This is a genomic window from Serratia sp. BIGb0234 (assembly GCF_024809915.1).
Taxonomy (GTDB): domain Bacteria; phylum Pseudomonadota; class Gammaproteobacteria; order Enterobacterales; family Enterobacteriaceae; genus Serratia; species Serratia liquefaciens.
This window is the reverse complement of record NZ_JANUEI010000002.1, coordinates 86,447-105,477: the sequence shown is the minus strand read 5'-3', so window position 1 is coordinate 105,477 and position 19,031 is coordinate 86,447. Positions and strand designations below refer to the sequence as shown.

Genomic DNA, 19,031 nt, shown 5'->3' with positions numbered 1-19,031 from the left:
CGGCGGTGTTAACCGCCGGCCCATGTTGTGAATAATAAGCCGTTATCAGGCTGCAACACAGGGTTAGGGCAATGCTTAAATTTATATTTCGTCGCTTATTGGAAGCGATCCCGACGCTATTTATTCTGATCACCATCTCCTTCTTTATGATGCGCCTGGCGCCCGGCAGTCCATTTACCGGCGAACGCGCGTTGCCGCCGGAAGTGATGGCCAACATCGAAGCCAAATATCATTTGAACGATCCTATCTGGAAACAGTACGGCCATTATCTGGCCCAGCTGTCGCAGGGCGATTTTGGCCCTTCATTCAAATATAAAGATTATTCGGTCAACGATCTGGTGGCTGCTTCATTCCCGGTCTCTGCCAAACTGGGCCTGGCCGCATTTTTGCTGGCGGTGATCCTGGGGGTTAGCGCCGGTGTGGTGGCTGCGCTGAATCAAAATACCAAATGGGACTATACGGTGATGGGTTTTGCCATGACCGGGGTGGTGATCCCCAGTTTCGTGGTGGCGCCGTTACTGGTACTGATCTTTGCCATCACGCTGAAATGGCTGCCGGGAGGGGGCTGGAACGGCGGGGCACCGAAATTTATCATCCTGCCAATGGTGGCGCTGTCGTTGGCCTATATCGCCAGTATCGCCCGTATCACGCGTGGCTCGATGATTGAAGTGCTGCATTCAAACTTTATCCGTACCGCGCGCGCCAAGGGTTTGCCTATGCGCCGCATTATATTGCGCCATGCGTTGAAGCCTGCGTTATTGCCCGTGCTTTCCTATATGGGCCCGGCGTTTGTCGGCATCATCACGGGGTCAATGGTTATCGAAACCATTTACGGCCTGCCGGGTATCGGCCAGCTGTTTGTTAACGGCGCGCTTAACCGCGACTACTCTTTGGTATTGAGTCTGACCATTCTGGTTGGCGCTCTGACTATCCTGTTTAACGCGATCGTGGACGTGCTGTACGCCGTTATCGATCCAAAAATTCGTTATTAAGCTGGAGCACGCAAATGATGTTGACGAAAAAGAACAGCGAGGCTCTGGAGAACTTCAGCGAGAAGCTCGAAGTGGAAGGACGCAGCCTGTGGCAGGATGCCCGTCGCCGCTTTGTGCACAACCGGGCGGCGCTCAGCAGCCTGTTCGTATTGGCTTTGATTACTCTGTTTGTGATTGCGGCGCCGTGGCTGTCGCAGTTTGCCTATGACGATACCGATTGGGCGATGATGTCGGCCGCGCCAAGTCTTGAATCGGCTCACTACTTCGGTACGGACTCGTCGGGGCGCGATCTGCTGGTGCGCGTGGCAATTGGCGGGCGTATCTCGCTGATGGTTGGCGTGTCGGCTGCGCTGGTGGCGGTGATTGTCGGCACCCTGTACGGCGCAATGTCGGGTTACCTGGGCGGTAAAATCGACTCGGTGATGATGCGTCTGCTGGAGATCCTCAACTCCTTCCCGTTCATGTTCTTCGTGATCCTGCTGGTGACCTTCTTCGGGCAGAATATCCTGCTGATCTTTGTCGCTATCGGTATGGTGTCGTGGCTGGATATGGCGCGTATCGTGCGTGGCCAAACTCTGAGCCTGAAGCGTAAAGAATTTATCGAAGCGGCGTTGGTGTGCGGGGTTTCGAGCCGCAACATCGTGCTGCGCCATATCGTGCCGAACGTGCTGGGTGTGGTGGTGGTTTACGCCTCACTGCTGGTACCGAGCATGATCTTGTTCGAATCTTTCCTCAGCTTCCTGGGGCTGGGTACGCAAGAGCCGTTAAGCAGCTGGGGTGCATTGCTGAGCGATGGCGCCAACTCGATGGAAGTTTCACCGTGGTTGCTGCTGTTCCCGGCGGGTTTCCTGGTTGTCACTCTGTTTTGTTTCAACTTTATCGGCGATGGCCTGCGTGACGCCCTCGACCCGAAAGATCGTTAAGGAGTGCAATCATGAGCACCATTGAAAATCCGCAGTTGCAAACCGCCGGCAGCGTGAAGTCGTCGCTGTTGCTGGATGTAAAAGATCTGCGCGTGACCTTCGGCACCCCGGACGGTGACGTGACGGCAGTGAACGATCTGAATTTTGATCTGCGCGCCGGTGAAACGCTGGGCATCGTGGGCGAATCCGGTTCCGGCAAATCCCAGACCGCCTTCGCGTTGATGGGACTGCTGGCCAGCAATGGCCGCATTGGCGGTTCGGCCAAATTTAACGGTCGTGAAATCCTCAACCTGCCGGAAAAACAGCTCAACAAGCTGCGGGCAGAAGAAATTTCGATGATTTTCCAGGACCCGATGACCTCGCTCAACCCTTATATGCGCGTTGGTGAGCAGCTGATGGAAGTGCTGATGCTGCATAAAAACATGAGCAAAAGCGAAGCTTTCGAAGAGTCGGTTCGCATGTTAGATGCGGTCAAAATGCCGGAAGCGCGCAAGCGCATGCGCATGTACCCGCATGAGTTTTCCGGCGGCATGCGCCAGCGCGTGATGATCGCCATGGCACTGCTGTGCCGGCCCAAGCTGCTGATTGCCGATGAGCCGACCACCGCATTGGATGTGACGGTGCAGGCGCAGATCATGACGCTGCTGAACGAGCTGAAGCGCGAGTTCAATACCGCGATCATCATGATCACCCACGACCTGGGCGTTGTGGCCGGTATCTGTAATAAGGTCTTGGTGATGTATGCCGGGCGTACCATGGAATACGGTAGCGCACGGGATGTCTTCTATCACCCGAGCCATCCTTATTCCATTGGTTTGCTGAATGCGGTACCGCGTCTGGACGCCGAAGGCGAAGCGCTGATGACCATCCCCGGCAACCCGCCGAACCTGCTGCGCCTGCCGAAGGGCTGTCCGTTCCAACCGCGTTGTGCGTACGCGATGGCGCAATGTTCGAGCGCTCCGCCATTGGAGCAGTTTGGTGAAGGGCGCCTGCGCGCCTGCTTTAAACCGGTGGAGGCGTTGGTATGACTGCGGTAACCGACAAGAAAGTGCTGCTCGAAGTGGCCGATCTGAAAGTGCACTTCGACATTCATGATGACAAACAGTGGTTCTGGCAGCCGCCAAAAACGCTCAAGGCCGTTGATGGCGTGACGCTGCGCCTGTTTGAAGGGGAAACCCTGGGCGTGGTGGGCGAGTCAGGCTGTGGCAAATCGACGTTCGCCCGCGCCATTATCGGCCTGGTGAAGGCTACCAGCGGCCGCGTGGCCTGGTTGGGTAAAGACCTGCTTGGCATGAGCGACGTCGACTGGCGCAAAACCCGCAGTGATATCCAGATGATCTTCCAGGATCCACTGGCTTCGCTGAACCCACGCATGACCATCGGTGAAATTATCGCGGAACCGCTGCGCACCTATTACCCAAAAATGCCGCGTCAGGAAGTGAAAGACAAGGTAAAGGCGATGATGCTGAAGGTTGGTCTGTTGCCTAACCTGATCAACCGCTATCCGCATGAGTTCTCTGGCGGTCAGTGCCAGCGTATCGGCATTGCGCGCGCCTTGATCCTCGAACCTAAGTTGGTGATCTGCGATGAGCCGGTCTCGGCATTAGACGTGTCGATTCAGGCGCAGGTGGTGAACCTGCTGCAGCAGCTGCAGCGTGAAATGGGCCTGTCGCTGATCTTTATCGCCCACGATCTGGCGGTGGTCAAACACATCTCCGACCGTGTGTTGGTGATGTATCTGGGCCATGCGGTGGAGCTGGGTACGTATGATGAGGTGTACCACAATCCACAGCATCCTTACACCAAAGCGTTGATGTCGGCGGTGCCGATCCCGGATCCGGACAAGGAGAAGGAAAAGCAGATCCAGTTACTGGAAGGGGAACTGCCTTCGCCGATCAACCCGCCCTCTGGCTGCGTGTTCCGCACCCGCTGCCCGATCGCCGGGCCGGAATGTGCCAAGACGCGTCCGCTGCTGGAAGGCAGCTTCCGCCATGCCGTGTCCTGTCTGAAGGTCGATCCGCTGTAAACGGCCATTTCATTCCATTTTGTTGCCTGAAGGGTTCATGTTTGCATGAACCCTTTTTTTATGGCATTTCCTCCACAAGGAAAAACCAACAAAAACCACAAATAACGCACGCGGCTAAAAATGAAACTCAGCGTATTTATTTAAAATAATAAATACAATTCAATGGGTAATTCTGTTTTTCTATGATTTTTGCTTTCCTCTTTACGACTTTAATGTGTGGTTTTGGTGTTGTAATGGTGTGGTTTATGTGGTTTTATTATCACATGTTTCGTGGTGAGAAAACGCGTATGACACAGCTAAATGAAAATGTTGATGTGGTAGTTATCGGAGGCGGCGTAGTGGGATGCGCCGTTTTCCGACGTTTCACCCTGATGGGCGCGAAAACGTTATTGCTGGAGCGTGGCGGCGATATCTTGTCCGGCGCCAGCAAGGCCAACAGCGCGATCCTCCATACCGGTTTTGATGCGCCGACGGGAAGCCTGGAGCTGCAATGCATGCAGGCGGGTTACGACGAGTATTTGGCGATCAGAGAAAAGATGAACCTTCCGCTGTTGCAGACCACGGCCATCGTGGTGGCCTGGAACGAAGAACAGCTCGCGGCGCTGCCTGGCATAGTGAAACAGGCACATGAAAATGGGGTGACGGACGTGGCGCAGATTTCTGCCGCCGAAGTTTACCAGAGAGAGCCAAAATTAGCGGAGGGCGTGCTGGGTGGGGTATTAGTCCCCGGTGAATATGTCATCGATCCCTGGAGTGCGCCGCTCGCTTACGTTACGCAGGCCGTGATGCACGGTGGGGCTTACCGTTTTAACTGTGAAGTGACCAAGGCGACGCGCGATGAGCAAGGTTGGTTATTGCAGACTAGCCAAGGCAGCGTGCGTACTAAGTTGGTGATCAACTGTGCGGGTAACCATGGCGATTTGATCGATGGCCTGTGGCGGAAACCGGATTATGAAATCCGCCCAAGGAAAGGGCAGTTTCTGGTCTATGACAAAGCCGCCGCGGCGGATATCAATGCCATCATCCTGCCGGTTCCAACGCCCACCACCAAAGGCGTTCTGCTGTGTCGAACCATTTTCGGCAATATGATCCTGGGGCCGACGGCTGAAGAGCAAACCGACCGTAACCGGGCCGATGTCGATGAATCGGTGCTCAAAGGGCTGATTGAAAAAGGCAGCCGGATGTTGCCGACTTTGACGCAATACGGCGTGACCGCCACCTACGCCGGGCTACGGCCGGCAACGGAAAAGAAAGAGTACCGAATTTATCACTATCCGCAGGAAAATTGGATCAGCGTGGGCGGGATCCGTTCCACCGGGCTGACGGCTGCGTTGGGGATTGCCGCCCATGTAGAAACACTTTATCGCGACCATTTTAATCCGCTCTTTACCGATCAACCGCCTGCTGAGCTCCAGTGGCCGGTGATGCCGATGCTGTCTGATTATCAGCCGCGTGATTATGCCTGTTCGGGCAATGGCGGCATTGTCTGTCACTGCGAATTGGTCACGCGGCGTGAGCTGGAGGCGGCATTCCACTCGGCGGTACCGCCTGAATGTATCGGTGGTTTGCGTCGCCGTACCCGCGTCATGATGGGACGCTGCAACGGCTTTTTCTGCAGTAATCAGGTTGCCGAAATCGTGGGCGATCGTCTGGACAACACGCTGGTCGTTGGGAGGGTGGAATGAGTCAGTCATATGACGTGATTATTATTGGCGCCGGGCCGGCCGGTTTGGCCGCCGCCCGCGCTTTATGGGATGAAGGCGTAAATCGCGTTCTGCTGTTGGAAAGAGAAAAACAGGCGGGTGGCGTACCGCGCCATTGCCGTCATCCTACGTTCGGCATGCAGACGTTCTACCGGCCGATGAAAGGGCACCTCTGGGCCGAGCGCATTCTGAATCTGGTGCAAAACAATTGTGAAATCAGAACCGGTACCACGGTGGTAAATATCAAGCCCGGCGGTGAGGTAATCATCTCTGGCGATCGGGGCCTTGAAACCTTGCGTGCCAAACGCGTGATTATTGCCACGGGCGTGCGCGAAACGCCACGCCATGCCAGGCTGGTCAGCGGCGTAAGGCCGCAGGGGGTTCTGACCGCAGGGGCGTTACAGCAGTTTATCTATCTGAAAAAACTCAAGCCGGGCATTAAGCCGGTGATCGTCGGGTCTGAGCTGGTCAGCTTTTCCACTATCTGGACGCTGCGCAATGCGGGCATCAAGGCGCTGGCTCTGATTGATGAAAACCCCCGGCCAACGGCGTTCCGCGTGGCCGCGTTATATGCCCGTATTATGGGCGTTAAGCTCCATCTGGGTGCGCACATCACTCAAATCAATGGCGGCGAGCGGGTGGAAAGTATCGAATTTACCGCCGCGGACGGCAGCTCACAACAATTGGCCTGCGACAGCATTATTTTTACCGGACGCTTTACCGGCGAGTATACGCTGATCCGTAACAGCCATTTGGCCTATGAGCCTGAGACTGGCCGCCCATGGTTCGACCAGCACGGTCGCTGTTCCGATCCGGCCTATTATGTTGCAGGTAATATGACGCACCCCGCCGATATGGGCGATCAGTGTTACCAGGAAGGGTTGCGCGTAGGTCGGCAAGTTGCCCGATCTCTGCAACAGGATGACGCCGTGCGATTTGAGATTCCTATTCAACTGGACGAGGTATTCCGTCTTGCTGCGCCAAATCGGGTTTCCGTGTCAGCACCGGCCGCCGATCGCGTCACGCTCAATGTCCGTGTTAACCGTTACCATAAAGGCGAAATCATCGTACGCGACGGTGAAAAAGAGCTTTACCGCGGAAAGCACCGCTGCTTGCCTGAACGTCGCATTCTTCTTAAAAATATCGATATTTCCGATCTCACACCGAACAGTCACTTGACCGTTATCGCCCGATAGCGATTTTCCCCACTCAGCACAATGAAAAAGCCTGCATATGCAGGCTTGGTTTATTCTGATGCCCAGAGAGCTATTTGAATTCGTGTTCAACCTCTGACCACAGACTTACGCGTTGATTACGCGATTGATAGAACTCAATTTCTCGTTTAATGCCTGCGCTTTGATCCCAACCGGGAAGATCCAAAATAATCAACTCTTCCATCATGGCTAAAAACAGCGCATCCACCGGCGCCCACATTTTGCCAATCTCTGCTTTATCGGTGTTTTGCAACTGCAAATTAATTGGGTGCGACATGGTGACCTGGCTGAAAACCGCATGACCGGCCTCGATGATGTTGGCTGCCACTTTATTGCAGGCGAGAAATCGCTCCTGCACCACGTTCTCATCGGCATGGCTGTAGGGGCAGGCAAGGAATATCTTACGCATGGTGAACCTCATAGGATTACATAAAGAAAGCAGTGCCTGGTTACCAGGCACTGCTGGGGAATTAAGCGGGAAATTAAACGGCCAGGGGAACGGTCGGCCGATCGTTTTGCGCTGCCGCCTCTTCGCGTGCGTCGCGCTGCTCCATCCGTTGCGCCTCCGGGACGGAAATAAAGATTGCGATGGTCACGGCAATGGCACCGGCAAGGAATTTACCGACCATAATCGGCAGGACCAGGGTGGGCTGGAAGTTGGCGGTAAAGGCCAAATGGTCGCCTAAGGTCGCTTGAGCACAGATGCCAAAGGCCACGCACAGCACTTTGTCACGGGCACGCATATCTTTGAACAGGTGATAAACGGCGATGATGTTGGCCAGCACCATGACCATGCCAATGGCCCCGGCATCCGTGAGCCGAAGTTGTCGGCCGATAAACTTCATCGGGCGCTGGCAGTACTTCTGGAACAGGTAGCAAATCGGGAAGGTGCCCGCCAGCATGATGCCGATATAGCCGGCAATCTCAATCGCCCGGTAAAGTTCTTTTTCGTCGGCGAAAAGAGGATCGAACACCCAACCGCCAAAAACTTTGCTAAAGACCCCGGTGAAGTGCTGAATAATACAGGCTGCCAGCACCATTTTGATAAAGGCATCCATAATCTTGCCAAAGAACAGAAAGCATTTGACCATCCATAGGGTTCGGTATTTCAGCCCAAACGCCAGCAGGATGCAAAAAACGAACAGGGGGGAAAGCAGTTGCAAGGCATTGAAGAAGTCGATGCTTAAATAGTGGTTGGCGGGGGACGCTGTAGAAATGATATCCCGTACCGGAATATTATTAAGCGTGATGATCATCAATGAAATCAGTACGCCAAACGGAATGCTGATTAAGCCTGCCATGGCGCCCAGCGCCAGATATTTGTGGTCTTTTTGCTGTAGCATGACCAGGCCGACCGGAATTAAATAGACGATACTGGCACCGGAGGTGTAGCCAACCAACATGGCTGTGATCCATTGATCACGATTAGCCGCGATCGCGTCTGCCAACTGATAGCCGCCCATATCAACGGCGATAATCGACAGGGCGGCAATGGATGCATCCGATCCCATTGATTGGAACAGAGGGCCGACGGTGTAGGTAATAGCGTAAGAAAGAATCGGGATCGCCGCCATAATACCGGCCTGGGCCAGAAATACCGGGCCAATGGAATGAATACCATTGACGAATTCTTTGCCCAATCCGCTTTCGGGTTTGATCACCGAAGCCATGGCGCCGAGCAGGGGCCCGGCCATAATGATATAGATAATGATGTTGCCAATCTCAGACATAATTGCCTCCGTTTTCTTATTATTTATTCGCCGCGCAGGTTGCGGGAACGGGAAATAATGTCCTTATATTTTGCAAAATAAGGAGACAGATCGCGTTCTGCAGGCTCAGTGGTGACGTGTTGTGTTCTGACGTTCATCGGGTGGGTGTTGCCTAAGCCCTTGCGAGCCAGCAAAGCGACACCCTGCGCGGTAATTTCCCGGTTGGCAGGGGTAACGATGCGTTTTTGGATCAGGCTGGCAAGGAACTGCTTAAAGTAGAGGTTGGCCGATAAGCCACCGTCCACCGAAATGGTGTCGCCAATGGGCCGAACTTTGTCCATGGCGTAGATCACCTCGGCCGAGCGCATGGCGATCCCTTCAAGAATGGACTGCAGCATGTCTTTGCGTTCGGTTTCCAGCGACAGCCCAGCCCATAATCCGGCTGCCGAGCGATCCCAATAGGGGCAACCCAAGCCGGAGAGTGCAGGGATAAAAGCCAAGCCGCGAGCGATGGCCGGTTGATCCGGGAAATCGGAGAACTCCTCGATATCGCTGTACAAGCCGATCTTTTTGGCCCAGTTAATGGCCGATGCCGCGTTATAGACGCCGCCATCCAGGCCGTAGAGCGGAGGCTCGCCCGGTAATTTCCAGCATAATGTCGGGAGCAGCCCTGAGCCTTGCGCGTCGGGAACCTTGGGTCCGGTAATCGATTGCAAAAACGCGCCGGTGCCGAAAGTGATTTTCATCTGACCGGGCTGCAGGCAGCCATGACCATAAGTGCCGGCAAACTGATCGACGATGCAGGCCGTCAGCGGCGTGGTATTGCCGGCATAGGTCACGTCGCCAAAATGGCCGGTATTGTCGCGAATGTTTGGCAATGCTTCGATTGGAACGCCAAATAACCGACACAGTTCTTCGTCCCATTGCAGGGTATGAATATTGAATAACGAGGTTCGGGAAGCCGAGTTGTAATCGGTGATATGTGTCCCGCACAGGTGGAACATGAAAAAACTGTCCATCGTACCGAGTCGCAAATGGCCGCGGCGTGAAAGCTCACGGGCACCGGGCACATTGCGCATGATCCATCCCAGCTTGCTTCCGGAAAAATACGTATCCAGTGGCAGGCCGGTCTTCGCCCTGATGGTCTCTTCAAAACCTTCATTGCGCAGTTGGCGGATAACGGATTCGGTACGCTGGTCTTGCCAAATAATGGCGTTATAGAGCGGCAGGCCGCTCTGGGCATCCCAGGCGACGACGCTTTCGCCCTGATGCGCCAGGCCAATGGCATCCACCACCCCACACTGGCTAAGACAGGTGCGAATATTGCGCAGGATCTCCATGGGATCATGTTCAACCCAACCAGGATTGGGCGTTAATTGTTTGTGCGCGATGGCGGCGGGGGAAAAATGTTTTCCGTCCTCGCCGAACACCACGACGCGTGTTCCTGTTGTTCCTTGGTCAATGGCTGCATAGCGTTGGTTCAGCATAAAGCCCTCAGGTCTATTTTGTGGTTTATATGTTGTCATTGTGCCCGTTTATATTATTTAGTATCATCACTACACATTAAATCAACATCAAACTCACAATTTTCGATTTAATTGTGACCAACATCTTGGTTTTGGCTTCTGGCAGTGTGGTTATGCTGTGGTTTTAGCCCTGTGAAAAGTGAAATGGGCAGTTGCTTCACGTGAGGAGTTGGTAAACAATTGTCGACCAAGCAATAAAATGCCCCGCAAACCCACACTTTTTATAATGTTAAAAACAGCATAATGGATCAGAAGATGGATTACTCAAACGCATTAGAACGAAGGAACATCATTCTCGATAAGTTGAAAAATAGTGGGCAGGTGTTCGTCAATGAATTGGCTGATGACTTTAATGTTTCTCAGGAAACCATTCGCAGAGATCTGAATAAGCTTGAAGAGCTGAAACACATCAAGAAAATCCATGGTGGGGCGGTTATCGCTCAGTTTGGGTTTGAGCTGGAATTTAATCAGCGGGCCAAATTGGCTGAAGACGACAAAAAGGCCATTGCCATTAAGGCGGCAGAATTGATCAAGCCCGGGGACTCGCTGTTTATCGACTTCGGGACTACGACGCTGGAGTTTGCCAAGCAGATTGCCGGTATTAATCAGCTTACCGTCATCACCAATTCTCCGGTGATCGCCAATCTGTTCCATGACAATTCAACGATTAACCTGATCCTGATTGGTGGCCAGTTTGGCCTGTCGAAAATGGAGTGCATTGGCCCGGTGGCATTGCAGGGGATCAGCGCTTTCTATGCGGATTACGCGGTCATCGGTGCCGGGGCGGTGAGCCCAAAGGCAGGGGTGATGGATCAGGATTTGAACGAGGCCGCCATTGCCCGTCAGATGATCAAAAACAGCAACAAAACCATTGTCCTTGCCGATGGGCACAAGTTGAATAACCATGCGACAGGGCTGGTGGCAGAGTTAAAAGATATCTCGTGGTTGGTGACCAGCGATCCGGAGAAGAAACTGAAGAATCTGGTTTTCCCGGCGAATCTTCAGGTGATTGTGGCCTGAGGAGGGTAAGCAACCCTGCCGGTCGCGATGACCGACAGGGTTATATGAGTATCAGAAGGTTACTCTTTCCACAGGATGTGGCAAAGCTTGTGGTCTTTCTCGCGGCACAGCAGCACGCGGGCAAAAACGTCGTTGATTGGCTCGCCATCGCTGTCTGCCAGACCAATCACTACCTCGGCAAAGAAGTCCGGGTTCAGGTCAAAATCCACATGTTCCGACCAGTCTTCCGCAGGGTCATACAGTTCTGCGCCACCGCGCTCCTCAAACTGCAGATTGAACAGCAGAATATCCGCCGGATCCAGATTGTCGCCGGCCAGTTCCAGAAAGATGTCGTAAGCCTGTTCCAGCGTTTCGTCTTCAGTAAGGCGGTTATTCAAATCCATAATTAAATCCCGATCACAAATGATTTGGCGTTATTAAACCATGCCCGCTACGGCATTTATAGCAGCGGGCTGAAAAAGTAGAACAGGCGCTCGACAATCCGATGCCAGAACGGCCGTTTCTGCCACTCCTGTGCGTTCAGCAACTGCGATCGGGCAATGTAATCATCCTGCACACAGGCCAGATCGCTGCCGAAACCGTCATCGTCGATCACCAGCGTGATTTCGAAGTTCAGCCACAGGCTGCGCATGTCCAGGTTCACCGTACCCACCAGGCTGAGCTGACCGTCGACCAGCACGCTCTTGGTATGCAGTAGACCACCTTCGAACTGATAGATTCGAACCCCTGCCTCCAGCAGTTCGGAGAAGAAGGAGCGGCTGGCCCAGCGTACCATCGTCGAGTCGTTGTCGCGTGGGACAATAATGCTGACCTCCACCCCGCGCAGGGCGGCGGTGCAGATAGCATGCAGCAGGTCATCGCTTGGCACAAAGTAAGGCGTGGTCATGATCAGCTGTTCGCGCGCAGAGTAAACGGCCGTCAGCAGCGCCTGGTGGATCATCTCTTCAGGGAAGCCGGGACCGGAGGCGATAACCTGGATCGTGTGGCCGCTTTCCTGTTCGAACGGCATGATATTGACGTCCGGCGGCGGCGGCAGGATGCGTTTACCGGTTTCAATCTCCCAATCACAGGCATAAACGATCCCCATGGTGCTGGCGACCGGGCCCTCCATGCGCGCCATCAAATCGATCCATTGGCCGACGCCGGCATCCTGTTTGAAATAGCGCGGGTCCACCATGTTCATGCTGCCGGTGTAGGCAATATAGTTGTCGATCAGTACCACTTTACGGTGTTGACGCAAATCCATTCGACGAAGGAACACACGGAACAGGTTGACCTTGAGTGCTTCCACGACTTCGATACCGGCATTACGCATCATGCCGGGATAGGGACTACGGAAGAATTGCAGGCTACCGGCAGAATCCAGCATCAGGCGGCAGTGTACGCCCCGGCGCGCAGCGGCCATCAGCGACTCGGCGACCTGATCCACCAATCCACCCGGCTGCCAGATATAAAACACCATCTCTATATTATGGCGAGCCAGCTCAATATCGCGGATAAGCGCTTCCAGCGTTGAATCCGTCGTGGTCAGCAGCTGAAGTTGGTTGCCTTTGACACCATCAATCCCCTGACGGCGATCGCACAGTTGAAACAGCGGTCTGGCAACCTCGCTGTACTCCGTAGCGAAGATCCGCTGGCTCTCTTTTAATTCGCTCAGCCAGCGTGCGGTAGAGGGCCACATGGCCTTGGCGCGTTCGGCCCGGCGTTTGCCCAGGTGCAATTCGCCAAAAGATAAATAAGCCACAATACCAAACAGCGGCAGAATGTAGATAACCAGCAGCCAGGCCATCGCTGACGGTACGGCACGGCGTTTCATCAGAATACGCAGGGTCACACCGGCGATAAGCAGCCAGTAACCAAACACCATGAGCCAACTGATTACGGTATAAAATGTTGTCATAAAGGCGAAAAATCCCGTTCGCAAACCACCAACGATGAGTGTACGCACAGAATGGTAAAGGGGAAACCTTTTCTCCGCGCTTATGTTGCAAAAATATGATTGTCTTAAGGCACTTGCTGTAAACGAAAAGGACATTTTGGGCTAACTACCGCGTTGTCGGGCCAGAGTAAAATACGAAAAACTGAGGCTTGGATCGCACGGTGAAAGGGCTATAATGCCCGCCGTTGGCTTTTGACGAATGAGTGACGAAACGATGAGACGCAGTAGAAACGAAGTGGGCCGCTGGCGGATGTTGAGGCAGAGCCAGCGCCGCAGGCATCGCTGGTTGGAACGCCAGTCATGCAGCAATCGGCATATCATTCGGGTGCGGCGTCGCCTGGACGATCAGCACCGACGTTCGTTGCTGTTTGTGGTGTCATACGAGTGGTAAAACGAAAACAGTCCCTGAGGGGACTGTTTTGTTAGCGGAGACTGGGGGTTATTTACCCAGATAGGCGTTAAGCATCCACACCTGTTTTTCCTGCTCTTTGATGTAGTCGCTCATCAGGGAAGCAGTCCCTTCATCACCGGCATCTGCGGCCAGCGTCAGCAGTTCACGCTGTTGTTGCAGCAGCACCGAATAGCCGTGCAGCAACCCGCTTAGCGTTCCTTTATCGTCGGTGACGTTGGTGTCTTCCTTGATGTCGGAAGTTTTCAGATAATCGCTAAAAGCATGACGCGGTTGTGAACCCAGGGTCAAAATACGCTCCGCCAATTCATCGACTTTGGTCAGCAGGTCGTTATAGGTTTCTTCAAATTTGACGTGCAGCTCGAAGAAGTGCGGGCCTGAAATGTTCCAGTGGTAGCCGCGTACGTTCATATACAGCACCTGATAATTCGCCAGCAGCGCATTCAAGGCTTCCGAGAGCTTCGCCGATTGTTTGCTGTCCAGGCCGATATGGTTTTTTGCTGCTTTCTTCGTCGTTGCCATAATAATCTTCTCCTGATTATTTGATTCGATGATTTACACAATATCCATAACAAACACAGTAACCGGATTTATCGCAGGGTTAAAGACGTTCAAAAGCATCAATGCAATCGTCAAAACCAATATCGATAAATCCGCGAAGCAAATTGCCAAATCAGTTTAAGCAGAATGCGTTAACAACAACAGCAGCTTTCGACCATTACTTGCGCAATGCCATTTTTGCCACGCCGGCGCCCAGTGCCATCAGCGTAGCGGCTGCAATCAGCACGACGATAAATGCGCGGTCGAATGCCAGGCGCGCCAGCTGTTTAAGCTGTTCGGCCTGATCGGCTGCCAGATTGGCGGCCAGCCTCAATGCCTCGTCGATGCTGTCGTAGGCGATATCACTTACCGGCAGGCTGTCAGGCAGAGCCAGGCTGTGGCTATAGATGGCGGTCATCAATCCGCCAAGCAAGGTGATGCCCAGAACCCCGCCCAATTCATAGGAAACGTCTTCGATCGACGCTGCCATACCTGACTTCTCTTCCGGCGCGTTAAGCATGATGGCGGTTGAGGCTGCGGTGATCACGCCGCCAAGACCAAAACCGGCGATGAACAGGCAAATCAGCTGCAACACCAGGCTGCTTTGGTAAAGCAGAGCCAGGCCTGCGATACCCAAGCCGGTCAGAATAAATCCGCCGAGTATCATGCTGCGCTCACCGAAGCGCGGCAGCAGTAAGCCGGTTAACGGGCCTGCCAGCGCTGACGCCAGCGGGATCGGCAGAATAAACAGCGCGGCCTGCAAAGGGCTAAGTTCAAGCACCAGCTGCAGCCGTTGAGTCAGTACCAGTTCTACGCCGACTAACGCAATCATCGACACTAACGCTACCCCGACGCCACCGGCAAACAGCCGATTCTGGAACAACGAGAAGTCGATCATCGGATAGCGTGCCCGCCGTTGGCGGCGAACAAACAGCCAGAGCGATACAACGCCGATCGCGGCGGCAATCGCCAACGCGGTAAAGGAGGGGGCCGCTTTGCTTAGTTCCTTTAACGCATAGATACAACCAACCAGACCGGCCATGATCTGTACCGAGCCGATGATATCGTAAGGGCTTTTGTTTTCGCCGCCGCAGTGTGGAATTAAACGCCATGCAAACGGCAGTACTGCCAACACCACAGGGACGTTGATCAAAAACACCGAGCCCCACCAGAAATACTCCAGCAGCACGCCGCCAACTACTGGCCCAATAGCCGCGCCGCCAGAGGCCACCGCTGCCCAGATGCCTATGGCCAAGGCGCGTTCACGCTCATCAGTAAAGACATGGCGGACAATGGACAGGGTAGCCGGCATCATCATCGCGGCACCTACCGCAAGGAATACCCGGGCAGCGATCAGCCATTCGGCCGACGGGGAAAAGGCCGCGCAAAGCGAGGCGACGGCAAACACCGGCAACCCAGCTATAAACAATCGTTTATGGCCAATACGATCGCTCAACATGCCTGCACCAGGCAGTAAACCCGCTACCACCAGTGGATAGGCATTTACGATCCATAATTTTTGCGAAGCGCTGGCATCCAGCGCCAGGGTCAGCCGTGGCAAAGCGGTGTAAAGTACCGTCATGTCGATAATAATCAAAAATAGCGCGCTGGAAATCATTGCCAGGATCAACCAGCGGTTGTTTACGTGCATAATATTATTCCAAAAAAACAAGCTACGCGGGGGCGTAGCTATAAGATCGTCACCACTCAGGATTGCCGGGTGGTATACTGGCGTAATATATATCCATACGTATGTATTGAAAAGAGGGTTTCTCAATGGGACGTCAACGCAGCATCGATCGTGACAAGGTTCTGGACGTGGCGGAAGAGATTGTCGCCACGCAGGGTGCCGCCGGGCTGACCATTGATTCTGTTGCCAGAGCTATGGGGATTTCCAAAGGTGGCGTGCAATATTGCTTTGGCAGCAAAGACGCGATGATCGATGCGATGTTCGATCGCTGGGGTAAAGCTTATGAACGGGTATTCGACGAGATTGCCGGCGAAAACCCCTCGGCCACGACGAGTGTGCAAGCGCATCTGCAGGCGACCCGAAGCTCCGATCAGGCCTCCAGCGCCAAGGCTGCCGGGCTGATGGCGACCCTGATCCAAACCCCGGAGCATCTGGACAGTACGCGTGATTGGTACCGCAGCCGGATTGCCGGACTGGATTTAGCCACTGAGGAAGGCAAGCGTGCGCGGCTGGCGTTTTTGGCCACCGAAGGAGCATTTATGCTGCGCTACTTTGGCTTGATGGAGATTGATCCGGCGGAGTGGGATGCCATGTTTGCGGATATGCAGACATTGATTTTGCAAAATGTGCAGAGTCGCTGAAGATTATTAGTGGCTCAGGATTAACGCGGCCCGAGTCACCGCCGCGTTAATACGCCATTTGAGTATTCAGGCGTTATTTGTAGGCCACGGCATTGATGGTTTCGAAGGAGGTTTTCCCTTCGCGACCGATAATCACATAGTATTTCCCGCCTTTTTCATCGACCGCTTTAGACAATCTTGCGTGATCGATGCCCACGGTATCATCGCCATCTTGTGAGATGGTCACCGGACCAATTTCGGTGTGTTTTGCGGCTTCTTCCTTGGTGATTTCAATGGCGGCCATGGAAGAGAAGGAGGCGAATGCCAGTACAGCCAACAGATATTTAGTTGCTTTCATCACTATTCCTTTTACGTAGAGAACGAATGGATAAGTTCGAACATGACTACGGCTTAAGTGTAGGTCGCAGCTGTAGGTTTTCCATGCAGTGGTAAAAATAAGCGGTACAGGCGGTGCCTATCGCACCGATAGATAGCGAATTCAGCGGGGAAGGGAGTATGTTTATCGAACAAGATATTCCCTCGAAGAACCCTTTAGCCAGCCACTCCGTGCTGGCTTTTTTTTGTCCGCAACGAAAAGCCGCGATCCTCCGCGGCTGTAGTCAATGTTAAATTCTTTATACTTGGCGCATATAAACATCGGTGATGCGCAAGTCGAAGTTACTTTTCATTTTTGACACATCAATCAGCAGAAAAGCATGAGTTGCCCAGTCAGGGGCTCTATCGACCATAGGTGTTTGGGTATCTGAGCCTTGCATTTGCCCTGGAATAATCGCGGTCTTAAGTTGCGATTCGCTACCACTGAAGTTGTAGGTATAAGTGTGTCCAGTCGCCTGCATTAGGATCTTAGGCTCTATATCCTGAGCCGCACCATATTGCAACAGTTTGGCCCAGACGATTTTTACCTGGCAACTTTGCCCGTCGCCTGCATAAGTGGCAGCCTGAAAATTATGTATCACGCTGCCATAGCCTTTCAAGGCGATAGTGCCGAGTACGGCTTGGTAAACACCTTCACCTGCGGCAGCATTACGCCCAATAGAGACCAACCCTGGTTGGCGGATCATGCTGAAATTGGTGCTATTTACCGTTCCCCATCCGTAGCGGGATTTACGCACGGAGTTAATCCCCCCTGGCGGCAATACCCAGGCCTCTTCGGTCCATTTATCATTGCTGCCGCCACTGGTATAGGTTGTGCTGTCGAGCCAGTTATCCTGTACATTGGGGGCCGTACGTACCTTAGTCAGCAAATATGGCCAGTTCATCGGCAATTGCATGTCGCGAAATGAGACCGAACCGGTGCCATCAATCCAGCCACTGACGCCAACATCACCTGCCTGTTGTAGTTTCCCGAGATTAACGGCTTGAAATACTACGCGTGCCTGATCACCAAAGTAGAACGGATTACAAATGGTGGCTTGGTCCGCAAGTGCAGGATTGCCGGCCTTAAAGGTAAATAAGCCACCGATAAAATTGATTTTGCATTTCTTGGCATCAGGGACGTTAACGATATAATTCCGCGGGCCAAAGCCTTCAATGTGGCAATCGCGGAAAATGTGCTGACCACCTTCAATATGAATATATTTTCCCAGGCTTACCTGAGGGTCCTGAGTGCCGTTATCACCGTATATATAATCGAAGGAACAATTGAAGAAATAACTGTAACCTCCCTGCAGGTTAACGCCGCAGTTGCTCTGCGCAAAGACACAGCTATGGAAATTCATCTCCTCCCCGGAGTTCGTCGCGGTGTTGGGGAAGTAATAGCAGGTATGGCAGTGGTTAAACATAAAACTGTACATGCGGAGGAAGTAAAAGTTGTTATTACCGGTAACACCGTAAGCGAAGTTTTCGAGGCCACCATCAATAAATGTTAGAGAGTTACGTGAATACGTGGTCTTAGCATCGGTTGCGGGCTTGGTCTCGGTGGCAGGAATGATATCGTTGCGGAAAGTCATGCCGTCAACAAATCTATCTGCCCCAGGGCCAATCATCCGCAAATTTTTCACGGTCATATTGCCTTGTGGATAGCCATCGGTATTCATCCAATGGATCGCGGTTGCGTGTGCAACTGCTGTGCCGCTGGCAAAGGAGCGGAAGTCCAGTAAGGCTCCAGAGAAATCATAATCGACGGTTTTTGTATCAAACTTTAGTGTTTTTGTGCACTTAAAGCGACCATTCCCAAAAGTCAGGATACCGTTTTTCAATACTTGCTCGATGGTCGTATAAACAACGCCATCAACAATATATTGTTTAGTAGTGTGTTCATGCAGCGAACTCGCGTAGTCATGCGCTTTTTGGATCGCATCCGTATCGTCAGCAAGACCATCGCCTTTAGCACCGTACAGATAAGGTGAAACTGTACCTGCCACCTCCAATATACGCAGCCAAACCCACGACGAGTTAGGGCGAATAAACATGCCACCGTCGTCTGCCGGTGTCGATTGTGCTTTAGCGACAAAGATGCCACCGCCTGCAGGTTGGCCGTTACTGCTGCTCCAGCTTGAATCATAGGCGGTTACTGCGATCAGCTCACCGGCAAGGGTAGGTACGGTGCTTCTCAATGTGGCAATATCAGGGCAGGTGTTCATCATTTGATCCTCATAGGGAAAATTGGAATTACTGTATTTATATACAGCAACCAGAGTCTATGAGCGCATCGCATCATGCACAATAGCGTGAAAGGTGAAGGTCGTTGTGCCAGTCAA

At 53.2% G+C, this 19,031-nt stretch carries 18 protein-coding genes; 9 read left to right on the top strand and 9 right to left on the bottom strand.

Features of this window, described 5'->3' with window-relative positions; all coding sequences use genetic code 11:
• Positions 1–71: 71 nt before the first annotated feature.
• The 6 genes from oppB (at position 72) to M2407_RS07460 (ending at position 6,840) form a co-directional block, all read left to right on the top strand.
• Positions 72–992 carry an oligopeptide ABC transporter permease OppB gene (gene oppB / locus M2407_RS07485; RefSeq protein ID WP_020827185.1) on the top strand — a complete coding sequence of 307 codons (921 nt, stop codon included), beginning with the start codon at positions 72–74 and terminating at the stop codon, positions 990–992.
• Positions 993–1,006: 14 nt separating this feature from the next.
• Positions 1,007–1,915 (top strand): oligopeptide ABC transporter permease OppC, encoded by a 909-nt coding sequence (gene oppC, locus M2407_RS07480; protein WP_020827184.1) that lies wholly within the window; start codon positions 1,007–1,009, stop codon positions 1,913–1,915.
• Between the two features lie 11 nt (positions 1,916–1,926).
• Positions 1,927–2,943 carry an ABC transporter ATP-binding protein gene (locus M2407_RS07475; RefSeq protein WP_020827183.1) on the top strand — a complete coding sequence of 339 codons (1,017 nt, stop codon included), beginning with the start codon at positions 1,927–1,929 and terminating at the stop codon, positions 2,941–2,943.
• Complete coding sequence (oppF, locus tag M2407_RS07470; protein WP_020827182.1) at positions 2,940–3,941, top strand: murein tripeptide/oligopeptide ABC transporter ATP binding protein OppF; 1,002 nt, start codon at positions 2,940–2,942, stop codon at positions 3,939–3,941. Before M2407_RS07475 ends, oppF begins: the two co-directional genes overlap by 4 nt.
• Before the next feature lie 287 nt (positions 3,942–4,228).
• On the top strand, positions 4,229–5,626 hold the full coding sequence (locus tag M2407_RS07465) for an NAD(P)/FAD-dependent oxidoreductase (RefSeq protein WP_128864686.1): 1,398 nt from the start codon (positions 4,229–4,231) through the stop codon (positions 5,624–5,626).
• A complete protein-coding gene (locus tag M2407_RS07460) occupies positions 5,623–6,840 on the top strand; it encodes an NAD(P)/FAD-dependent oxidoreductase (protein ID WP_259217476.1) in 1,218 nt (405 codons plus the stop codon). The genes M2407_RS07465 and M2407_RS07460 overlap by 4 nt, the downstream gene beginning before the upstream one ends.
• A gap of 70 nt (positions 6,841–6,910) precedes the next feature.
• Here M2407_RS07460 and M2407_RS07455 read toward each other — a convergent pair whose 3' ends face one another.
• The 3 genes from M2407_RS07455 to M2407_RS07445 form a co-directional block, all read right to left on the bottom strand.
• Positions 6,911–7,267, bottom strand: coding sequence for a DUF1937 family protein (locus M2407_RS07455; protein ID WP_128864684.1), 357 nt, complete (start codon positions 7,265–7,267; stop codon positions 6,911–6,913).
• Between the two features lie 73 nt (positions 7,268–7,340).
• Positions 7,341–8,588 (bottom strand): ethanolamine utilization protein EutH, encoded by a 1,248-nt coding sequence (gene eutH, locus M2407_RS07450; protein ID WP_259217475.1) that lies wholly within the window; start codon positions 8,586–8,588, stop codon positions 7,341–7,343.
• A 23-nt stretch (positions 8,589–8,611) separates the two neighbouring features.
• Positions 8,612–10,054: a glycerol kinase gene (locus M2407_RS07445; protein ID WP_128864682.1), complete on the bottom strand. Its 1,443-nt coding sequence runs from the start codon at positions 10,052–10,054 to the stop codon at positions 8,612–8,614.
• Between the two features lie 294 nt (positions 10,055–10,348).
• Here M2407_RS07445 and M2407_RS07440 point away from each other — a divergent pair, with 294 nt between their 5' ends.
• Complete coding sequence (locus M2407_RS07440; RefSeq protein ID WP_020827176.1) at positions 10,349–11,113, top strand: DeoR/GlpR family DNA-binding transcription regulator; 765 nt, start codon at positions 10,349–10,351, stop codon at positions 11,111–11,113.
• A 59-nt stretch (positions 11,114–11,172) separates the two neighbouring features.
• Here M2407_RS07440 and M2407_RS07435 read toward each other — a convergent pair whose 3' ends face one another.
• Positions 11,173–11,496, bottom strand: coding sequence for an HI1450 family dsDNA-mimic protein (locus M2407_RS07435; protein ID WP_004945300.1), 324 nt, complete (start codon positions 11,494–11,496; stop codon positions 11,173–11,175).
• 56 nt (positions 11,497–11,552) lie between these two features.
• Positions 11,553–13,013: a cardiolipin synthase gene (gene cls, locus M2407_RS07430; protein ID WP_041414608.1), complete on the bottom strand. Its 1,461-nt coding sequence runs from the start codon at positions 13,011–13,013 to the stop codon at positions 11,553–11,555.
• 253 nt (positions 13,014–13,266) lie between these two features.
• On the opposite strand from cls, the gene M2407_RS07425 reads away from it, so the two are divergent.
• Positions 13,267–13,443 (top strand): YciY family protein, encoded by a 177-nt coding sequence (locus tag M2407_RS07425; RefSeq protein ID WP_071827036.1) that lies wholly within the window; start codon positions 13,267–13,269, stop codon positions 13,441–13,443.
• Positions 13,444–13,491: 48 nt separating this feature from the next.
• Here the strand turns inward: M2407_RS07425 and M2407_RS07420 are convergent, their stop codons facing one another.
• Positions 13,492–13,983, bottom strand: coding sequence for a Dps family protein (locus M2407_RS07420; protein WP_020827174.1), 492 nt, complete (start codon positions 13,981–13,983; stop codon positions 13,492–13,494).
• Positions 13,984–14,179: 196 nt separating this feature from the next.
• The gene (locus tag M2407_RS07415; protein WP_122079512.1) at positions 14,180–15,652 is read right to left on the bottom strand and encodes an MFS transporter; all 1,473 of its coding nucleotides are present in this window, start codon (positions 15,650–15,652) and stop codon (positions 14,180–14,182) included.
• A 125-nt stretch (positions 15,653–15,777) separates the two neighbouring features.
• Between M2407_RS07415 and M2407_RS07410 the strand changes: the two genes are divergently transcribed.
• Entirely contained in the window at positions 15,778–16,332 is a 555-nt protein-coding gene (locus tag M2407_RS07410) for a TetR/AcrR family transcriptional regulator (protein WP_259217469.1), read from the top strand.
• Between the two features lie 73 nt (positions 16,333–16,405).
• Here M2407_RS07410 and M2407_RS07405 read toward each other — a convergent pair whose 3' ends face one another.
• Together M2407_RS07405 and M2407_RS07400 are read right to left on the bottom strand one after the other, a co-directional pair.
• A complete protein-coding gene (locus tag M2407_RS07405) occupies positions 16,406–16,669 on the bottom strand; it encodes a DUF1471 domain-containing protein (protein WP_048758642.1) in 264 nt (87 codons plus the stop codon).
• A 277-nt stretch (positions 16,670–16,946) separates the two neighbouring features.
• Positions 16,947–18,917, bottom strand: a complete 1,971-nt coding sequence (locus tag M2407_RS07400) for a hypothetical protein (protein WP_238387464.1) — start codon at positions 18,915–18,917, stop codon at positions 16,947–16,949.
• Positions 18,918–19,031: the final 114 nt, after the last annotated feature.

Coding starts and splice junctions, on each gene's coding strand:
- M2407_RS07435 (WP_004945300.1), bottom strand. CDS start 11,496: ATGGATTTGAATAACCGCCTTACTGAAGACGAAACGCTGGAACAGGCT.
- M2407_RS07465 (WP_128864686.1), top strand. CDS start 4,229: ATGACACAGCTAAATGAAAATGTTGATGTGGTAGTTATCGGAGGCGGC.
- M2407_RS07415 (WP_122079512.1), bottom strand. CDS start 15,652: ATGCACGTAAACAACCGCTGGTTGATCCTGGCAATGATTTCCAGCGCG.
- oppF (WP_020827182.1), top strand. CDS start 2,940: ATGACTGCGGTAACCGACAAGAAAGTGCTGCTCGAAGTGGCCGATCTG.
- M2407_RS07400 (WP_238387464.1), bottom strand. CDS start 18,917: ATGATGAACACCTGCCCTGATATTGCCACATTGAGAAGCACCGTACCT.
- M2407_RS07425 (WP_071827036.1), top strand. CDS start 13,267: ATGAGACGCAGTAGAAACGAAGTGGGCCGCTGGCGGATGTTGAGGCAG.
- M2407_RS07405 (WP_048758642.1), bottom strand. CDS start 16,669: ATGAAAGCAACTAAATATCTGTTGGCTGTACTGGCATTCGCCTCCTTC.
- M2407_RS07475 (WP_020827183.1), top strand. CDS start 1,927: ATGAGCACCATTGAAAATCCGCAGTTGCAAACCGCCGGCAGCGTGAAG.
- oppC (WP_020827184.1), top strand. CDS start 1,007: ATGATGTTGACGAAAAAGAACAGCGAGGCTCTGGAGAACTTCAGCGAG.
- M2407_RS07420 (WP_020827174.1), bottom strand. CDS start 13,983: ATGGCAACGACGAAGAAAGCAGCAAAAAACCATATCGGCCTGGACAGC.
- M2407_RS07445 (WP_128864682.1), bottom strand. CDS start 10,054: ATGCTGAACCAACGCTATGCAGCCATTGACCAAGGAACAACAGGAACA.
- M2407_RS07460 (WP_259217476.1), top strand. CDS start 5,623: ATGAGTCAGTCATATGACGTGATTATTATTGGCGCCGGGCCGGCCGGT.
- M2407_RS07410 (WP_259217469.1), top strand. CDS start 15,778: ATGGGACGTCAACGCAGCATCGATCGTGACAAGGTTCTGGACGTGGCG.
- cls (WP_041414608.1), bottom strand. CDS start 13,013: ATGACAACATTTTATACCGTAATCAGTTGGCTCATGGTGTTTGGTTAC.
- eutH (WP_259217475.1), bottom strand. CDS start 8,588: ATGTCTGAGATTGGCAACATCATTATCTATATCATTATGGCCGGGCCC.
- M2407_RS07455 (WP_128864684.1), bottom strand. CDS start 7,267: ATGCGTAAGATATTCCTTGCCTGCCCCTACAGCCATGCCGATGAGAAC.
- M2407_RS07440 (WP_020827176.1), top strand. CDS start 10,349: ATGGATTACTCAAACGCATTAGAACGAAGGAACATCATTCTCGATAAG.
- oppB (WP_020827185.1), top strand. CDS start 72: ATGCTTAAATTTATATTTCGTCGCTTATTGGAAGCGATCCCGACGCTA.